The following is a 17,022-nucleotide window of genomic DNA, read 5'->3' on the forward strand; positions in this document are numbered from 1 at the left end:
CCTTAGAACCGAATGCCCGGGGCAACGGGCTGGCCCAGGGAGATTTCGCCCCGCAGATCCTGGCCCAGCAGCCGGGCCGTGGTGACGGCGTCGCGGCCAAGACCGAGCACGAACATGAGCTTGGTGATGGCCGCCTCGGTGGTAATGTCTTCGCCGCCGATGATGCCCAACTCGGCAAAGGAGGCGCTGGTTTCGTACTGGCCCTGAATTACGCGGCCTTCCTCGCACTGGCTCACGTTGAGCAGCTGAATGCCCCGCTCGCGGGCCTCGCGCAGGGCCTGCAGAAACCAGGGCGCGGTGGGCGCGTTGCCCGAGCCGTAGGTTTCGAGCACGCAGCCGCGCAGATCGTCCAGCTCGAGCACGGTGCGCAGCACACGCTCGGTGATGCCGGGAAAGAGCTTGAGCACCACCACGCGGTCGTCGAGCTGGTGGTGGGCGCGCAGGGGGGCACCGGGCAGCAGGCGCATCAGGTGGTCGTGGTACTCGAGCTCGATGCCGGCGCGGGCCAGGGGCGGGTAGTTTTCGCTTTTGAAGGCGTTGAAGTGCTGGCTCTCGACTTTCTTGGCGCGGGTGCCGCGGATGAGCACGTCGCTGAAAAACAAACAGACCTCGGGCACGCGCACGGTGCCGGCGCGGGGGTGGCGGGCGGCGGCAATTTCGAGGGCCGTGACGAGGTTGCGGCGGGCATCGGTGCGGATGCGGCCCAGGGGCACCTGCGCGCCGGTGAACACCACGGGCTTGCCCAGATTTTCGAGCAAGTAGCTCAGGGCCGCCGCCGAGTAAGCCATGGTATCGGTGCCGTGGAGCACCACGAAGCCGTCGTAGCGGGCGTAGTGCTCGGCGACGAGGGCGGCAATCTGCAGCCAGTTCTGGGGCGTGGCGTTGCTGGAGTCGATGGGCTCGGGCAAGCTCAGCACCGAGATGCGCATGTTGAGCTGGCGCAGCTCGGGCATTTTCTTGCGAATCTGGTCGAAGCGCATGGGCGCCAGCTCGCCGCGCTTGTTGTAGGCCATGCCCACCGTGCCGCCGGTGTAGATGACCAGCACCGAAGCCTCGGGCTGCTGCCCGTGGGCACTGGCCTTGATGTCAATTAGCGGCGTGGGCTCCATGGAGAATGGGTGAATGAGTGATTGAGTGAATGGGTGAGGTTTCATTCACCTGGGGATTGGTGGGGTGGCAATTCACTAAGTCACTCACTCTATCACAGCTTGAACAGCTCGCGGGCGTTGCGGGTGGTGGCTTCGGCGACTTCCTCCACAGGCTTATCCAGCAGCTCGGCTACGCGGCGGGCTACCAGGGGCAGGTAGCTGGGCTCGTTGCGCTTGCCGCGGTGGGGCACGGGGGCGAGGTAGGGGCAGTCGGTTTCGAGCAGCAGGTGCTCGAGGCCGAGGCCCGGCAGCACCTGATCGGAGCCGCCGTTTTTGAAGGTAGCCACGCCGCCGATGCCCAGCTTGAAGCCCAGCTCGATGGCCCGCTCGGCTTCCTGGGGCGTGCCCGAGAAGCAGTGGAACACGCCGCGCAGGGTGCCGTCCTGGGCCTGCTCAACGAGGTCGGCGGTTTCCTGAAAGGCGTCGCGGGTGTGCAGCACGATCGGCAGCTGGTGCTGCTTGGCCAGGGCCAGCTGAATGCGCAGGGCCTCCTGTTGCTCGGGCAGGAAGGTTTTATCCCAGTACAGGTCGAGGCCGCACTCCCCCACCGCCGCGAAGGGCCGCTGGCCCAGCCACTCTTCTACCCGGTACAGCTCGCGCTGGAAATCCTTTTTCACCGAGGTGGGGTGCAGGCCCATCATGGCGAAGCACTGCTGGGGGTGGCGGGCCTCGGTTTCGAGCATCACGTCGATGCTGGTGTGGTCGATGTTGGGCATCACGATGGTGGTGACCCCGGCCAGGGCGGCGCGCTCCAGGGCGGCGTCGCGGTCGTCGCGAAACTGCTCGGCGTAGATGTGGGCGTGGGAATCAGTCAGAATCACGGATTGCTGCGGATTTTCGGATGGGGCGGATTTGGTAGACGATTGGGCGGGTGGGCAAAGCTACGAAACGATGCGGGGCGGCCGGAATACGCATCGGCGGAGGCGCAATCGGTTGTTGCTCTGGCGCAAATCCTACTTACGCTAGCGGAAATCCTTGTTGCAGAGGCACAATTGGCTTCACTCCTGGCCCCCTCTCAGGGGAGAGGGGGTGCGCTCTGACGGCGTGGAGACTCATGCCCTGGAACCAAGGCCTCCCGGCGCCCTCGCCTGTATAGAGTGAGCCGGGAGGCGCGGTAGCGGCGGATTTCCCTCTGGGAAAGGAAGCTACGGCGGCACAGGGCCGGCGGGCGCGTGCAACGCGCCCCTACCCGAGTCCCAAAACCAACAACGAAAACCAACAACCAATAACCAGCACCCGCTACTCGCGGTAGAGGCGGCCTTTCCAGGCGAAGGGGCGGCGGGTGAGGCGGAACCAGGCCAGGCTAGCGGTGAGGGCCAGGGTGTAGAGCTCGAAGGCGGGCAGCAGGCGCAGCGGGGGGCTCAGGTGCAGGCGGCGGAAGGCGGTGAAGGCCAGCAGGCCCTGGGCGAGCATTTTGCCGCCGAGCAGGGCCAGGGCCGTGGGGGCGCCCCACAGCAAGGCCGCCAGCAGCAGCATAGGGTAGAAGCTGGCGTAGAGCAGCAGGCCGAGCTGGATAAACCAGGGCAGGGCCTCGACGCCGCGCAGCCAGCGCCGGCGCTGGTGCAGCAGCTGCCCCCAGGTGGCCACGGGCAGCGACTCGGCCAGCACGGCGGGGTGAAACACGTTGCGCCAGCCGAAGCCGCGGGCCAGCACGGCGCGGAACAGCTCGTAGTCCTCGGTGACGGAGAAGGGCAGCTGCTCGTAGCCACCGGTGGCCTGGTAGGCCTGGCGGGTGATGAGCATGTTGTTGCCCATGGCCGTGACGGGCTGGCCGCGGTCAGATACCACCTGCACCAGGGCCAGCGACACGAGCCAGTCGAGACCCTGGAGCTGGTGAAACAGCTGGGGGCCGCGCACCACGGTGAGGCCGGTAACGATGCCCTGCCCGGGCTGGAGGTAGCCCAGCAGGCCCTGCACCCAGGTGGCGGGCAGGCAGATGTCGGCGTCGGTCAGGAGGAAGTAGTCGGTGGTGGCGGCGCGGGCTAGGTGGGCCAGCACGTTGGCCTTGCCGCGGGCCGCGCCGAGGGTATGCTGGATGGGCACGATGCGGAAGGAGCCGGCGAAGCCCTGCATGGTGGCGGTGGCCAGGGCGGCGGTGGCATCGGTGCTGCCGTCGTCGCCGAGCAGCACTTCGAGCTGCTGGTGCGGGTAGGCCAGGGCGCGCACGCTGCGCAGGCAGCGGGCAATGGCGGCTTCTTCGTTGCGGGCGGCAATGAGGATGCTCACCCGCGGGGGCTCGGCCAGCGGCTGCGGCCCCGGCGACCGGCGCCGGGCAAACAGCAGCCAGGAGCCGAGCAGAACGACAAACCAGCCGAGAAAGTAGAGGAGCATTTTTTAGCTGTCAGGTGCGAGTGGTCGGTTGCGAGTTACCAGTTGTCAGTTGCCGGTTGTCGGTACTGGGGGTTGCTCTTTGGGTAATTGGGGAAGCTACTTCAGGAGTCTGACGTGGTTGTTATTCTGTCATTCTGAGCCTGCGTGGGGCCTTTCTAGGCAAGCACAAATCGGGCTGACGCGGCAAAGTCCTTGACTACGTCGACCTGCGGTTCGCTTTGCTCAGGCTGACGGGGCCGAAACTGCTTCCGCCACTCCTCCCCTGCCAGCCCGCAACCAACAACCAAAAACGAACAACTAGAGCAACGCGAACTGGTAGCCTTGCTCGGCGAGGGCCTGGAGGTAGCGGGGGAGCACGTAGCGCAGGTTGCGGTGGGCTTTGAGGCTGTCGTGGAAGACGACTACGGAGCCGGGGCGGGTAAGGCGCAGGGCGTCGCGCAGGCACTTGTCGGGGGCGTAGGCGGCGTCGTAGTCGCAGGTGAGCACGTCCCACATCACGATGCGGTAGCGGGCCTGCAGCTGGCGGTTGAGGGCGGGCGTGATGCGGCCGTAGGGCGGGCGGAAAAACGGGCGGGGCTGGGGCTGCAGCGCGTCGAGGGCCTGCTGGCAGCGGGCCACGTCGCGCAGGTAGCGGGCCTGCGAGGTTGACCAGCCGCTAAGGTGGTGGTGGGTGTGGTTGCCGAGCTGGTGGCCGGCGGCCAGCACCTGCCGGGCCACCTCGGGGTGGCGCTCCACGTTGTCGCCCACGCAGAAAAACAGGGCCGGGGCCTGGTATTGGGCCAGCTGCTCGAGCACCCAGGGCGTTTCCTCGGGAATGGGGCCGTCGTCGAAGGTCAGGTACACCGGGCGCCCGGCTGCGGGCTTCTGCCAGATGGTGCCGGGCAACCAGCGGTGCATGGCTTCGGGCAAACGGTGCAGGCGCATGGGCGGCGGGGCTGGGATACAGCCGGCGAAGGTACGGCCGGCTGCCGATACCACCGGCGGCCGCCCGGCGCCCTCTTCCCTACCCTGCTCCCGGCTCGGGCGGCCGCATTCACTTTGGCGGCGCTTTGCTTATGTTGCAGCCGCGGGGCGTCCCGGCGAGGTTTCGCCCCGCCCAGTGTCCGCAGATGCCTTACCTCAATGGCCTCCCCCGGAGCGAGGCCCTACTACTAAACTCGTTTACCAAAGCAGTAACCGGGCTTATCAGCTCCCCGATTTTACTGCGATTTCAATGCTCTGCCACAGCAGGCGGGCGCTTTCGTCCCAGCTGAAGCGCTGCGCGTTTACCAAACCCTGCTGAATCAGCTGCGCGCGCAGGCCGGCGTCGGAGTCGAGGCGCACGAGGGCGGCGGTGAGTTCTTCTACCGAAAACGGGTCGGCCAGCAGCGCGCCGCCGGGACCGGCCACCTCGGGCATGGAGCTGCGGTCGGAAGTAAGCACCGGGCAGCCGCTCTGCTGGGCCTCGACGATGGGAATGCCGAAGCCCTCGAAGTAGGGCACGTAGGCGCAGGCCCGGGCGGCGGCGTAGAGCTGCACCAGCTCCTCGTCGCTCACCCGGCCGGTGAGGTGCACGGTCGGCTGGTGCTGCATCTGCTGGTACACGTCCAGCATGGGTCCTGCCTTCCAGGCCTTGCGCCCCACGATGAGCAGCTGGGTATCGGAGTGGGTGCGGGCCTTGAACTGATCGAAGGCCCGCAGCAGGTTCACCAGATTTTTGCGCGGCTGCAGGGCGCCCACGAACAGCACGTAGGGCCGGCCCCCGCTGAAGCGCTGACGCACCGCGGCCTGCTCGGCCTCGGGCAGGGGCCGGAAGCGGGCGTCGGCGGCGTTGTACACCACGTCGATGCGTTCGGCCGGAATACCGTAGGTGCGCACCACGTCCTGGCGGGTAGCTTCCGACACGGCCACGAGGCGGCGGGAGGCGCGGGCAAAGCGCGGGGTGAAGTAGCGGTAGTAGCGGTTGATGAGCCGGCCGGTGTCGTGGGGGAAGTGCTCGAAGGCCAGATCATGGAGCACCGTTACGCGCGGCACGGCGGTGTTGAGGGTGGTGTAGCCGTCGGTGCTCAGAAACACGGCCGGGCGGTGGCGGCGCAGCCAGGCGGCCACGGCACCCTCGAACCAGGCCAGCCACAGCAGCGGGTGGCGGGCCGGCGGAAACAGCACGTGGGGCACCACGTTGTCGGCGAAGCGGTAGCGCGGGTCGAAGGGCCGGTCGAAGAGGAAGTGAAACCGGTGCTCGGGGTGCTCGCGCACCAGCCGGCTCAGCGTCTCGTAGGTGAAGCGGCCGATGCCTTCGAGCTGGTTGCCGGGCAGCAGGAAGCGGACGTTGACGGCTATTTCCAAGGTGGGGCTAATGTGAGGGAATGGGCCTAAATGTGATGCGCTTCGCTGATGTGCAGGAATGTGCTTCGCTTCGCGAATGTGCTGGATGTGGCGAATGGGAATAATTGGCGGGCGGATATGGGCTGGTGGGCTGGATTGAGGCCCTGCTGTTATGCGGCGGGTTTGCGGCGCAGGGCCAGCAGCTCCTGCCCCCGCACCACGCCGGTGGCCAGCAGCAGCAGGGCAAAAACGGCCGCGGCCAGCAGGCTTTCGGGCAGCCAGTGCAGGCGCAGGGTTTGCAGGCCGTACCAGGCCCCGCACAGCAGCGCGAAGGCCAGGGCCATGCGCCCGATCATGCCCCAGGGCACGGCCACCCGGGCGCGGCGCTGCACCAGCCACACGTAGCCGCCCGACACAAACACGGCGCACACCAGCGTGTTGGCGGCCCCGGCCAGGGCGCCGTACTCGGGCAGCAGCCACACGTTCAGCGCAATGTTCAGGGCGCTGCTCAAGCCCACCAGCCAGCCCACCGGCCGCTCGAAGCTGGTGCTGGTGAGCAGGGTGCTGTAGATGGCGAAGAAGCCGTGCACCAGCACGTTCAGAAACAGGATCTTGGCGCACAAGGTCATGCGGGCCAGCTCGGCGGCGGTGCTGTTGGTGTACTGCCAGAACAGCACCTCGCCCCGAAACAGCACGAAGGCGCACACCAGCAGCAAAGGCACGGCGGCCACGCGCTGCCCAAACCAGAGCAGCTCGCGCTGCTCGTCGCGGCGGTGCAGGGCGTGGGCAAACTTGGCGAAGAACAGCGGCAGCACCGTCCACAGGTAAATCATCACGGCATCGACCCAGCGGTAGGCGCCCGCGTAGTAGCCCGCTTCCCGGGCCGAGGACAGGCGCTCGAGCATCACCATGTCGATGCGCTCGTTGATGCCGTAGAGCAGGGTGATGAGGGCAAAGGGCACGCTGCCGCGCAGCACCGTGCCCACCCGCTGCCGGCTCAGCTGCCAGCGCACCCGCCCAAACAGCCGGCTCACCAGCCCATACAGCAGCACGAAGGTGAAGCCCGCCGCCACCGTGCGCGCCCCCACGTAGTTGTTGAGCGTGATGCCCAGGGGCAGCAGCACCAGCACCAGACCCAGCAGCAGGGCTTTCTCGAATACCGACAGCCAGGCGTCGGTGTTGAAGTGCTGGTGGGCCTGCACCGCCCCGCGCAGAAACTGCGCGTACTGGGTCAGCAGCAAACTGATGCCCAGCACCACCAGCAGGGTGAGCGTGTGGCCGCGGTAGCCGATGCTCCAGCCCAGAATCACCATCAGGCCAAGGAACAGCGCGCTCAGCACGCCCCGCAGCGGCAGAATGGTGGGGAAGTTCTCGGGCAGAAAGCTGGGCTGCACGGCCACCTGCTTGGTAGTGTGCTGCGTCAGCCCCAGGTCCGACACGGCCGCCAGCACCATGGTCAGGGCGTAGAGGGCCGTGAAGGTGCCGAAGGCGGCGTGGCCCAGGCGGTCCTGCACCACGTTTTCGACCACCACCCAGCCCGGCTTGATGAGCAGGTTGAGCAGCACCGCGAGGCTGATATTTCCGAAGAAGCGTTTGATGCCGGCGAAATCTGAGGTGGGCCGCAAAACTACCAAAAAGGCAGGCCGCCGCGGTTTTTTCTGGTAACTTTGTCGAGGCGTGGGCCGGCGTTTCGGCACCGGCCCACGCCGCTATTCACCCCATTCAGTTTGGCATGTCCGCTCGCCCGTACTCGTTGCTTAGCCTTTGGCCCATTGTTCAGCGCTGGAAAAACCTGGTACTAGGCGCCGTGGCGCTGGCCGCCGTGGTGAGTGCGGTGGTGGCCCTTTTGCTGCCCAACATCTACCGGTCCACGTCGGTGTTTTACCCCACCAACCCGCAGACCACCGACCCCGACCGCATCGTGACGGAGGGCGGCAAGCTGGAGCTGGGCGGCCGCGCCGAAGACCTGGACCGGGTACTGACCATTGGCAACTCGCTGCCGGTGGCCGAGTACATCATCAAGAAGTACCGGCTGCACCAGCACTACGAGTTCGGCCAGCCCGGCGACGAGCAGGCCGACCAGGCCGCCCTCGACGAGTTTGCCGCCAACCTCGACATCGTGCACAACGAGCGCGACGCCATTGAGCTGACCTTCCAGGACCGCGACAAGCAGCTGGCCGCCCGCATTGCCAACGACCTGGTGGCCCTCATCGACTCGTTTAACCAGCAGCTGACCCTAGACAACCGCCGCTCGGTGCTCGACCTCTACCGCAGCCGCTACAACTTTCTGAGCCGCGAGTACGCCAGCACGCGGCAGGCCCTCATTGCCGGCCGCCGCCGCTACGGCATCTACGGCATGGACCGCGAGTCGCGCTACCTGGCCCAGGAAATCATCCGCACCGAGTCGGCCCTGCGCCAGGCCGAGGGCGAGGGCAACAGCGGCCGGGCCGCGGGTTTGCGCCGGGCCCTGCGCGGCCTCACCGAGGTAGAGGGCGGCAACCGACTGAACCTGGAAAACTTCGTGCAGGGCGCCGACTCGATGAGCACGCTCTACGCCCGCTTCAACAACCTGCAGGAGCGCCTGGTGAGGTCGCGCGAGGCCTACGAATCGGCCGACCTGGCGCTGAAGGGCCGCATCTCGTCGCTGTACGTGGTGCAGAAGGCCTACCCCGCCACCAAGAAAGCCAAGCCCATCCGCTGGCTGATCGTGGCCTCGTCGGTGGTCATTACCCTGGCCTTGTCCATCATCTTCATTACCCTGCTGGAACTGTTCCGCCGCAACAGCCAGCGCTTCGTGGTGGCGGCTCCCGAGCGCGTAGCCCGATGAACGCCCGCCTGGCCCGGCTGCTGCCGCAGGATGCGGACCAGCGCGCCTTCGCGGCCTTCGTGCTGCTGCTGCTGGGCGGCGGGGCCACGGTGCTGCTCAGCGGCAGTCCGTTGGGCTTGCTGCCCGTGGTGGCCGTGCTGGGCCTGGGCGTGCTAGTGGTGGACTGGCGCTGGGTGTACTACCTGCTGCTGACCACCCTGGCCTTTTCGCGCGAGCTGCCGCTGCCCGGCGGCCTGAGCCTCGACGTGCCCTCGGAGCCGCTGATGCTGGTGCTACTGGGCTGCCTGGGCGTGGCCATGCTCACCGGCCGCAGCGGCCTCACGCGCCGCGAAGTGCTGCACCCGCTGGTGCTGGTGCTGGGCCTTACGCTGCTGTGGGCGGGCGTATCCACCCTGTTTTCGGTGGATACCGGCAAGTCGGTGAAGTACCTACTGGCCAAGTCCTGGTACATCGGCCCCTTCCTGTTTGTGACGCTGATGCTGGTGCGCCGCCCCGCCGACGTGTGGCGGGTGGCGGCCTGCCACGCCTTCGGGGCCAGCATCACGGTGCTGAGCACGGGCCTGCGCCACGCGGCCACCGGCTTTTCGTTCGACACCATCAACAAGGCCGTTCAGCCCTTCTACATCAACCACGTCATCTTCGCCACGGTGCTGGCCTTGCTGCTGCCCTACGCCTTCTACGCCCAGCGGGGCAGCCGGGGCCGCACGCGGCTGCTCTGGCGCGGGGTCATGGGGCTGCTCGCCTTCGGCCTGCTGATTTCTTACACCCGCGCCTCGGTGCTGTCGATTCCGGTGGCGGCGCTGTTTTATGTGGTGCTGCGCCTGCGCCTCACGCGCTGGGTGCTGGTGGGGGCGGTGACCGGGGCCCTGGGCGCGGGGCTGTACTTCGTGAAGGAAAACAACTTCATGCTCTACGCCCCCGACTTCGAGAAAACCATCTTCAACGGCCAGAACTTCGAGAAGCACCTGGAGGCCACCTACAAGCTGGAAGACGTGTCGGGCATGGAGCGGGTGTACCGCTGGGTGGCGGCCGTGCGCATGCTGGCCGACAAACCCCTGACCGGCAGCGGCCCGGCCACTTTCTACCCCGAGTACAAGCGCTACACCGTCAAGAGCTTCCGCACCTACGTGAGCGACAACCCCGAGAAGTCGACCACCCACAACTACTTTTTGCTGCAGCTGGCCGAGCAGGGGCTGCCGGGCTTTGCCCTGTTCGTGGTGCTGCTCGCCACCACCCTGCTGTTTGCCGAAAACCTCTACCACCGCACCCTGGGCCGGCCCGAGCTGCGGCGCGTGGTGCTGGCCACGACCCTCTCGCTGGTGGTCATCATCTTTCACCTGCTGCTCAACGAGCTGATCGAGGTCGACAAAATCGGCTCGTTCTTCTTTATCGGCCTGGCCATTCTCATCCGCGCCGAGCACTGGGTCGACGAGGAACACCAGCTGGCCGAGGCCGACTAACGCGGCGCAGGCCCGGTTCCGGCCCGGTGTAGAGACGCATAGTTGCGTCTCCTCGTCCGCGCCGCTCGAACGTCAGTCGTTCAACGTAGAGACGCAACCGCAGGAAGGCGTAGCCAACTAGGCGTCTCTACCCACGGGTTACCCCGTTCGCCAATCGGAAATAGCGCCCGGCCGCTTAGCGCGCGTCGGCCAAACGGCCACCCGCCCAAAAACCAAAAACCAACAACGAGCCGCTATTTAAACCGGCAGCTCAGGATGGTAATGTCGTCGGCGAAGTGCGCGCCCTTGGCGTTGAATTGCTCGATGCGCTCCAGCAGGGAGGCGTGCACCTTGGGCAGGGGCACGTAGCGCAGCTCCTGCAGGGCCCGCAGCAGGCCTTCCTCGCCGAACTCGTTGCCCTCGGCGTCGAACACCTCGGTCAGGCCGTCGGTGTAAGTCAGCAGCAGGGTGCGCGGGGGCACGGTCAGCTCGCCCACCTGCAGCAGGGGCAGCTCGTCCATCACGCCCAGCATGATGGCGCCGGTTTTGAGCAGCTGCACCGGGCCCTGGTCGGGCAGCAGCAGCGGGTCGTTGTGGCCGGCGTTGACGTACTGCAGATGGCGGGTGCGGCGGTTGTAGATGCCGAAGAAGGCGGTGATGAACCGGTCGCCGCCGGAGTTGCGGAAAATCAGGTAGTTGAGTTCCTGCACGATGGTGGCCAGCTCGGCCTTTTGCCGCAGCAGGGTGCGCAGCCCGGCCTGGAAGTTCGACATCAGCAGCGAGGCGCCCACGCCCTTGCCCGACACGTCGGCGGCGCAGAACAGAAACCGGTCCTGGTCGATGTCGACCACGTCGTAGAAGTCGCCGCCCACGGCCGTGTGCGGAATGTAGGAGGCGTGCACCGCCGCGCCGGCGTCGTTGGGCAACTTGCCGGGAAACAGCATGGCCTGCACTTCCTGGGCAATTTCGATTTCCTTGCGCACGGCCGCGGCCGTCACCTGCTGGCGCACCAGCCGCCGCGAGGTCACGGCCCCGAGCAGAATCTGGCTCAGCGAGTCGATAAAGCTCACGGCCTCCTGCCGGGCCTCGGCCGACACGGTGTAGTTCTGGTTGAGCGGGCCAATGAACACCAGCCCCAGCAGCTGCTCGCCCTCGTAGGCGGGCATCACCGTCTCAAATGCCTGCCAGGGCGCGTCCAGCTCCAGGTCGGCGACGGCGGCCAGGTGCTCGGGCGGAAACCGCTGCAGGCGCTCGGGCAGGGCCTGGCTCAGAAACTCGGGCAGCTTGGGCCCGAAAGCCGTGGCGCAGCGCCACTGGTCGTCCTCCACCACGTACACGGCCACCTGGCGCAGCCCCAGCTGCCCGAGCAGGGTAAACTGGAAGATCTTGTAGAGGTTCTCGTCGTTGGACTCCTCGTTGACGGCCCGGGTAATTTCGAGCAGGGCCGCCAGCTCGCGCTCCTTGAGCTTGAGCAGCAGGTGTTCTTCCCGGGATATGGTAACGAAAGGCGAGGAATCGGGCATAGGAGCAATGGGTGAATGGGTGAATGAGCGAATGCGTGAATGAAGGGCTGGGTAGCTGACGGAATGAGCATCAGTCATTCACCCATTTACTCATTCACCCATTGCCTTCTTCATCCCAGGGGAGTTTTGGGGTCGTAGGCGTCGCGCAGGCCGTTGCCCAGCAAGTTAAAGCTTAAAACCAGCAAGCTGATGGCCGTGCTGGGCAGCAGCGTGAGCCAGAGCCCGGCGCGGGTGCCCAGCAGGTCGTAGCCTTCCTTCACCATCAGGCCCCAGGAAGGCGCCGGCGGCTGCACGCCCAGCCCCAGGAAGCTCAGGCCGGCTTCGAGCAGGATGGCGGCGGCGAAGTTGCTGGTGGCAATGACGATGAGCGGCCCCAGCAGGTTGGGCAGCAGGTGCCGGGCCAGCAGGCGCGCGGTGGGCAAACCCAGCACCCGGCCGGCCTCCACGAAGGTTTTCTCGCGCAAACTCAGCATCTGCCCGCGCACCACCCGGGCCACGTCGACCCACATGGTGAGGCCCACGGCCACGAAGGAAGTCCACACGCCTTTTGAGCCGAAGGCCAGCGAAATGGCAATGACCAGCATGATGCCCGGAATGCTCCACACCACCGTCATCAAACCCAGCAGCAGCGAGTCGAGCCAGCCGCCGGCGTAGCCCGCCACCGCGCCCACCGTCACGCCGATGAGCAGGGAGATGAGCACCGCCACCAGCCCGATGCCCAGGGAGATGCGCGTGCCCAGCAGCAGGCGGCTGAGCACGTCGCGCCCGGCCTTGTCGGTTCCCAGCCAGTAAGTGCGCTGCTCGATGTGCTCCTGCTCCACCAGCCGCTGCAGCTCGGCGGCGCTACCCGGGCGGCCGGTTGCTTCCGGCAGGGCCAGGCGCAGCTCGGGTTCGGCCAGGGCGCCCTTCACCCGGTAGGGCTGCACCCGCAGCGTGTCGCCCACGATGCGGTAGCCGGCAATGGCCACCGCCTGCGAGCGGGCCGGCGCCCCGCCCCACCAGCGCTGCAGCACCGAGGGCTCGGCCCCGCGGCCCTGGGCCAGGGGCCGGTGCAGAATGGTAACGGCGGTGCCCGGCGGTTGCTTCTGCAGCTGTACCAGCCCGTCGTTGGCGTTGGGCGTGGGGTCGGGCAGAATGAGGTAGCCCAGCAAGGCCAGTCCCGTGCACAGCACGATAAAGGCCAGGCCGGCCATGGCCGGGCCGTTGGCCAGCAGGCGCTGGCGCACGTAGTAGCCCGGCGTGCGCACGGGCGCGGCCGACGCGGGCAGCACGGGGGGCGCAGCAGCCGCGGCCATCAGCGGGTGTTGTGCTGCAGCAGCCCCTGCTTCGAGGCCAGGAAGTAGGCGTCGGGGCCGATGGCGCCGAAGGAGGTGGGCTCGTAGGCCAGCTCGGTGTCGGGGTCGGGCCAGTAGCAGCGGATCAGGTCCTGCTCGAGCAGGCGGCGCAGGGTTTGCTCCAGCGCGGCCGGCTTCAGCTGGGTGCGCTGCTGCAGGTCGCGGAACGAGGTGACGAAGTACAGCTCGTCGAGAAGGTCGAATTCGGAGTCGGTCACGGGAGGCGAAGTCAGCTGATGACGGGCAAAGGTATCATGGGCGGGCCGGAAACGCAGCCGCGGCGCGGGGGCTTGTCGACGGCCCTAGCCCGCTGCGGTTCGGGCCGCAAAAAAGCCCCCAACCGGCTGGTCGGGGGCTTCTTGGGTAGCAGGCCGCTTTCGCCCGGGCCCTTATGCGCGCGGAACCTTACGCGCTGAGCGTGGCGCGGTGCGCGGTTACCTGCGCAATGAATTGCTCCACCAGAGGCAGCTGGGGCGCCAGCAGCGCCTGGTCCAGCTCGCGGATGACCAGCTTCTCGGCGCCGGCCTTGCCCTGGCGGGCCAGCAGCTCGTCGCGGCGGTCAGTTTTGCGGCGCAGCTCGTCGGCCAGCTTGTCGCGGTCCTTGCCGGGGTTGAGACCCGCCAGCACGGGCGTCATGGCGGTGATGTATTGGTCGAGGCTCTTCAGCTCGTCGCTCAGGCTTTTGGCCGTGGCGCTGGTGTTGTCGGCGCGGTAGTCGGTTTCGGCGTCGCGGAAGCTGAGCACTTTCTGCTTCTCGTAGGCAACGGCCAGCACGGCGTCGCACTGGGCCGGGGTGGTGAGGTAATTGAAAGAGTAAGTCATGGCGTTTCGGTAAGAAAAGGAAGAAATGATGGAAGGAAACGGATCGGGCGTAGCTGACTGCTGGGCTTAAATAATGAAAATAGTCGCTAAAGCTCAAGGGCTTGTACCAGGAAAAAAACCGGGGCCGCCGCTAGGTGCCCAGGGCCTCGTCCAGCACGGCCAGCTCGGCTTCGAGGCCGCGCAGCCGGGCCAGGCGGCGCAGGCGCTCGGCGGGGCTCAGCGGCACGGGCGCGGCGGCGGTGCGCAGCGTCAGCCCGTCGAGCCAGTGCAGGTCGCGGGCCGCTTCGGGGGTAGCGCCGGGCCAGCGCAGGCGGCCATCGGCCCCGGGCTGGTCGGGGGCGGCCAGCAGGGGGCGCAACGCGGCCAAAGCCCAGCGGCGGCGGGCGTGGCCCCGCTGCCCGCTGCCGCGCTGGTTTAGCTCGAAGCGCAGCTTGGCCACGTAGAAGCGCAGGCGCTGGCGCCGCTGGTGGAGCGGCGCGGCTTCGGCGGCGCTGAAACCCGCCGCGGCGGGTGCCGCCGGCTCGGCGGTGAAGTCGGGCGCGGCGGGGCCCTGGCCGTCGGGCGGGGGCAAGTGGCGGGCCAGCACCCAGAGCCGGTGTTCGGCGGCCTCGGGCAACTGGCGGCGGCCGGTTTCGGCACTGGCCAGCAGGGCGCGGCTCACGCCCACGAAGTGAGCCAGTTCCTGCTGGGTCAGGGCAAAGTGGGCGCGCACGGCGGCGGCCAGCGACGAAGCGAAAACGGAGCGACGGGGCATAGGCAAACCGGCAGCGGCGCCCCGGGCTACCCGGGCCGCCTGACACAAATGATGAAAAAAATTGCGGTTTGTGCCAGACTTGGCACAAACTAGAAAAAAAATAATTGTTTGTGCCAGCCCACCCCCTGAGCCGCTCCCGGGTCCAAGCGCCGATTTGGAAAGTCTGGCCCGTCATGCCTGATCGGGCGTCCGCAGAGTACATCGAAGGCCGGCGTAGCCAGGCCGCTTGCCCGATACGATTCAACGAAGCGGCAGAGATGCTTCGCCCGAGGCTCAGCATGACCGCTTTTTCTGCGCGCCTTGCCAGCTAGACGCCTTGCGGGTTTTGCGCCCCGCCGCTCTACTACTCCACCCTCCTCCCCTTCCACCGATACCCGCCTCGCAAACCCAGCAGACCCACGGCCAGGGCGTAGGGCGGGTACAGCAGCTGCAGCAGCGGCACCAGGCGCAGCCAGCGCCGCCGCCCGAAAAACGCCAGCACCGGACCCAGAAACCGCAGGTCGGCCCCGAGCTTGAGCCCCCAGCCCGCCAGGGCCCAGGGCCAGGCCGCCGGGAGCCACAGCAGCAGCAGCGGCAGCAGGTACAAACTCAGGTTGGCTCCCAGCACCAGCACAGCCAGGCCGCGCGAGGCGCCGCCGGGCTGGTAGTGCCGCCACTTGCTGGCCCAGCGCACCCGCTGCTGCAGCAGGTCCTCAACGGTGGGCTGGGCACTGGTGCGCACCGTGGCGTCGGGGCTTTGCACGAAGCGGATGCCCCGGGGGTAGCGGGCCGCTAGTTTGTGGAGCAGAAACTCGTCGTCGCCGCTGGGCAGGTGGTCGTTGCCGCGGAAGCCGCCGACTGCCACGAAGGCCGCGCGGCGGTAGGCCAGGTTGGCGCCGTTGCACATAGTAGGCGCTTCCAGGGCAATGCTGGCCCCGCCGGTGCCCACCAGCGCGGCCAGCTCCAGGCCCTGCAGCTCGGCCAGCAGCCCGCGGCCCGTCAGCAGCACCGGCCCGCTCACCAGCTGCACCTCGGGCGCGGCGAAATACGGCGAGTAGGCGTCCAGCCAGCCCTCCGGCAGCCGGCAGTCGGCATCGGTGCACACTATCCAGGGGGCCTGGGCGACGGCCAGGGCCGCTTCCACGGCGGCTTTTTTGCCGGTGGGCTGGCCGGGCAGCTCGGCCAGCGGCAGCAGGCGCAGCGGAAACGGACTATCGGCCGCGGCGGCGCGCACCACCTCGGCGGTGGCGTCGGTGCTGTGGTCGTCGACTACGATGACCTCAAACAGCGGCCCCTCCCACTGCCAGGTCTGGCGGCGTAGGTCGGCCAGCAGCTCGGGCAGGGCCCGGGCCTCGTTGCGGGCGGCAATGACAACGGACGCCTGCAGGCCGGCGGGCAGGGGGCAGCCGTCGTCGTCCTCGGGCAGCCAGAACGAGGATTCGTCGCGGCGGTACTGTCGCCAGGCCTCGCGGTAGCGCTGAAACCAGAAGGCGTAGAGCACGGTGGGCAGCATCAGGGTCAGGCCCAGCCAGTCGGCCCCGCTCATGCGTCCGCGCGGCCGGGGCGCCCTTTGCGTTTGCGGAACACTTTCAGGCGCAGCACGAAGCCCAGGCCGGCGGCGCTGGGCAGAGCAATGTTGAGCACCCACAGGCTGAGGCTGGCGCTGAGCACCGGCAGCGCCGGCACGCCCAGCAAGCCAAACAGGTAGGTGGCCGACAGCTCGCGGGCGCCCACGTCGGTGAGGGCGTTGAGCGAGGGCACCAGCGACTTGAACAGCATGGTACCGGCAATGGCCGCGGCGGCCGGCCCCACGGCCGGGGTGGTGCCATAAGCCAGCAGCAGCAGCCCAAACTGCAGACAGAACACCGCGTAGCGCAGCCCCGACAAAGCCAGCACCGCGCTCAGCACCCGGGGCGGATAGGCCGGCATGGCCGTTACGTAGCGGCGCAGGCCGTGCAGCGGGCGCCACTGGGTGGCGGCCAGCAGCAGCAGGCGGTTGCGGTAGAGCGGCAGCAGGGCCAGCAGGTTCACCAGCAGCGCCGTGAAAGCCAGGCCGGCCAGGGTGGCGGGGTATGCGGCCCCGAACTGCCGGGCGGCGAAGTAGAGCAGGCCCGCCGAGCCGCCGAGCACGGTGATGAGCAGCTGGCAGTAGCGGCCCAGAAAAATGGCGCCCAGGGCCTCGGGACGACGGTTTTTCATTTCCAGGATGCGCCCGGCGTAGTCGCCCACGCGGTTGGGCGTCACAAAGCCCAGGGTGAGGCCCACCAGCACGGCCCGGAAGCTGCGCCCGAACGACACCGGCTCGAGGTATTGGGCCAGCCGCCACCACTTCCACGCCTCCACGCCCCAGTTGACGGGCACCAGCAGCAAAGCCGCCAGCACGGGGCCGCGGCGGGCCGCGGTGAGCAGGCCGCGCCAGGCGGCGGCGGTTTCGGCGTCGGCCACCACCGAGCGCCAGAGCAGCAGCAGGGTAAGGGCCGTAATGAGCAGCTTGCCCAGCACCACGGCCCAGCGGCGCCCGGGGTGGCGGGGCGGCCGGGGCGCGGGGGTATCGGGGGTTT

General features: G+C 67.8%; 15 protein-coding genes. 2 read left to right on the top strand and 13 right to left on the bottom strand.

Features of this window, described 5'->3' with window-relative positions:
• Positions 1-2 precede the first annotated feature (2 nt).
• The 6 genes from ACE191_RS06720 to ACE191_RS06745 all read right to left on the bottom strand — a co-directional run bounded on the left by ACE191_RS06720 (position 3) and on the right by ACE191_RS06745 (position 7,408).
• Positions 3-1,109, bottom strand: a complete 1,107-nt coding sequence (locus ACE191_RS06720; protein ID WP_400191417.1) for an asparaginase — start codon at positions 1,107-1,109, stop codon at positions 3-5.
• 92 nt (positions 1,110-1,201) lie between these two features.
• Positions 1,202-1,969 (bottom strand): TatD family hydrolase, encoded by a 768-nt coding sequence (locus ACE191_RS06725; RefSeq protein ID WP_400191418.1) that lies wholly within the window; start codon positions 1,967-1,969, stop codon positions 1,202-1,204.
• A 418-nt stretch (positions 1,970-2,387) separates the two neighbouring features.
• Entirely contained in the window at positions 2,388-3,479 is a 1,092-nt protein-coding gene (locus ACE191_RS06730) for a glycosyltransferase (RefSeq protein ID WP_400191419.1), read from the bottom strand.
• 297 nt (positions 3,480-3,776) lie between these two features.
• The gene (locus tag ACE191_RS06735; RefSeq protein ID WP_400191420.1) at positions 3,777-4,403 is read right to left on the bottom strand and encodes a polysaccharide deacetylase family protein; all 627 of its coding nucleotides are present in this window, start codon (positions 4,401-4,403) and stop codon (positions 3,777-3,779) included.
• A 261-nt stretch (positions 4,404-4,664) separates the two neighbouring features.
• Entirely contained in the window at positions 4,665-5,804 is a 1,140-nt protein-coding gene (locus ACE191_RS06740) for a glycosyltransferase family 4 protein (protein WP_400191421.1), read from the bottom strand.
• 149 nt (positions 5,805-5,953) lie between these two features.
• The gene (locus tag ACE191_RS06745) at positions 5,954-7,408 is read right to left on the bottom strand and encodes an oligosaccharide flippase family protein (RefSeq protein WP_400191422.1); all 1,455 of its coding nucleotides are present in this window, start codon (positions 7,406-7,408) and stop codon (positions 5,954-5,956) included.
• A gap of 107 nt (positions 7,409-7,515) precedes the next feature.
• On the opposite strand from ACE191_RS06745, the gene ACE191_RS06750 reads away from it, so the two are divergent.
• A complete protein-coding gene (locus ACE191_RS06750; RefSeq protein WP_400191423.1) occupies positions 7,516-8,610 on the top strand; it encodes a hypothetical protein in 1,095 nt (364 codons plus the stop codon).
• Positions 8,607-10,070 carry an O-antigen ligase family protein gene (locus ACE191_RS06755; RefSeq protein ID WP_400191424.1) on the top strand — a complete coding sequence of 488 codons (1,464 nt, stop codon included), beginning with the start codon at positions 8,607-8,609 and terminating at the stop codon, positions 10,068-10,070. Before ACE191_RS06750 ends, ACE191_RS06755 begins: the two co-directional genes overlap by 4 nt.
• Before the next feature lie 233 nt (positions 10,071-10,303).
• Here the strand turns inward: ACE191_RS06755 and ACE191_RS06760 are convergent, their stop codons facing one another.
• The 7 genes from ACE191_RS06760 to ACE191_RS06790 all read right to left on the bottom strand — a co-directional run bounded on the left by ACE191_RS06760 (position 10,304) and on the right by ACE191_RS06790 (position 16,966).
• Positions 10,304-11,572, bottom strand: coding sequence for a PP2C family protein-serine/threonine phosphatase (locus ACE191_RS06760; RefSeq protein ID WP_400191425.1), 1,269 nt, complete (start codon positions 11,570-11,572; stop codon positions 10,304-10,306).
• Between the two features lie 110 nt (positions 11,573-11,682).
• Positions 11,683-12,867 (bottom strand): ABC transporter permease, encoded by a 1,185-nt coding sequence (locus ACE191_RS06765; RefSeq protein WP_400191426.1) that lies wholly within the window; start codon positions 12,865-12,867, stop codon positions 11,683-11,685.
• A complete protein-coding gene (locus tag ACE191_RS06770; protein ID WP_400191427.1) occupies positions 12,867-13,124 on the bottom strand; it encodes a hypothetical protein in 258 nt (85 codons plus the stop codon). Before ACE191_RS06770 ends, ACE191_RS06765 begins: the two co-directional genes overlap by 1 nt.
• A 187-nt stretch (positions 13,125-13,311) precedes the next feature.
• Positions 13,312-13,728, bottom strand: a complete 417-nt coding sequence (locus ACE191_RS06775) for a hypothetical protein (protein WP_400191428.1) — start codon at positions 13,726-13,728, stop codon at positions 13,312-13,314.
• A gap of 130 nt (positions 13,729-13,858) precedes the next feature.
• Positions 13,859-14,482 (bottom strand): hypothetical protein, encoded by a 624-nt coding sequence (locus ACE191_RS06780; RefSeq protein ID WP_400191429.1) that lies wholly within the window; start codon positions 14,480-14,482, stop codon positions 13,859-13,861.
• A gap of 343 nt (positions 14,483-14,825) precedes the next feature.
• Complete coding sequence (locus tag ACE191_RS06785) at positions 14,826-16,007, bottom strand: glycosyltransferase (protein ID WP_400191430.1); 1,182 nt, start codon at positions 16,005-16,007, stop codon at positions 14,826-14,828.
• Positions 16,004-16,966 carry a YbhN family protein gene (locus ACE191_RS06790; RefSeq protein WP_400191431.1) on the bottom strand — a complete coding sequence of 321 codons (963 nt, stop codon included), beginning with the start codon at positions 16,964-16,966 and terminating at the stop codon, positions 16,004-16,006. Before ACE191_RS06790 ends, ACE191_RS06785 begins: the two co-directional genes overlap by 4 nt.
• Positions 16,967-17,022: the final 56 nt, after the last annotated feature.

This window comes from Hymenobacter sp. B81 (assembly GCF_044628455.1).
Taxonomy (GTDB): Bacteria; Bacteroidota; Bacteroidia; order Cytophagales; family Hymenobacteraceae; genus Solirubrum.

Coding starts and splice junctions, on each gene's coding strand:
- ACE191_RS06720 (WP_400191417.1), bottom strand. CDS start 1,109: ATGGAGCCCACGCCGCTAATTGACATCAAGGCCAGTGCCCACGGGCAG.
- ACE191_RS06730 (WP_400191419.1), bottom strand. CDS start 3,479: ATGCTCCTCTACTTTCTCGGCTGGTTTGTCGTTCTGCTCGGCTCCTGG.
- ACE191_RS06735 (WP_400191420.1), bottom strand. CDS start 4,403: ATGCGCCTGCACCGTTTGCCCGAAGCCATGCACCGCTGGTTGCCCGGC.
- ACE191_RS06750 (WP_400191423.1), top strand. CDS start 7,516: ATGTCCGCTCGCCCGTACTCGTTGCTTAGCCTTTGGCCCATTGTTCAG.
- ACE191_RS06755 (WP_400191424.1), top strand. CDS start 8,607: ATGAACGCCCGCCTGGCCCGGCTGCTGCCGCAGGATGCGGACCAGCGC.
- ACE191_RS06760 (WP_400191425.1), bottom strand. CDS start 11,572: ATGCCCGATTCCTCGCCTTTCGTTACCATATCCCGGGAAGAACACCTG.
- ACE191_RS06765 (WP_400191426.1), bottom strand. CDS start 12,867: ATGGCCGCGGCTGCTGCGCCCCCCGTGCTGCCCGCGTCGGCCGCGCCC.
- ACE191_RS06775 (WP_400191428.1), bottom strand. CDS start 13,728: ATGACTTACTCTTTCAATTACCTCACCACCCCGGCCCAGTGCGACGCC.
- ACE191_RS06780 (WP_400191429.1), bottom strand. CDS start 14,482: ATGCCCCGTCGCTCCGTTTTCGCTTCGTCGCTGGCCGCCGCCGTGCGC.
- ACE191_RS06785 (WP_400191430.1), bottom strand. CDS start 16,007: ATGAGCGGGGCCGACTGGCTGGGCCTGACCCTGATGCTGCCCACCGTG.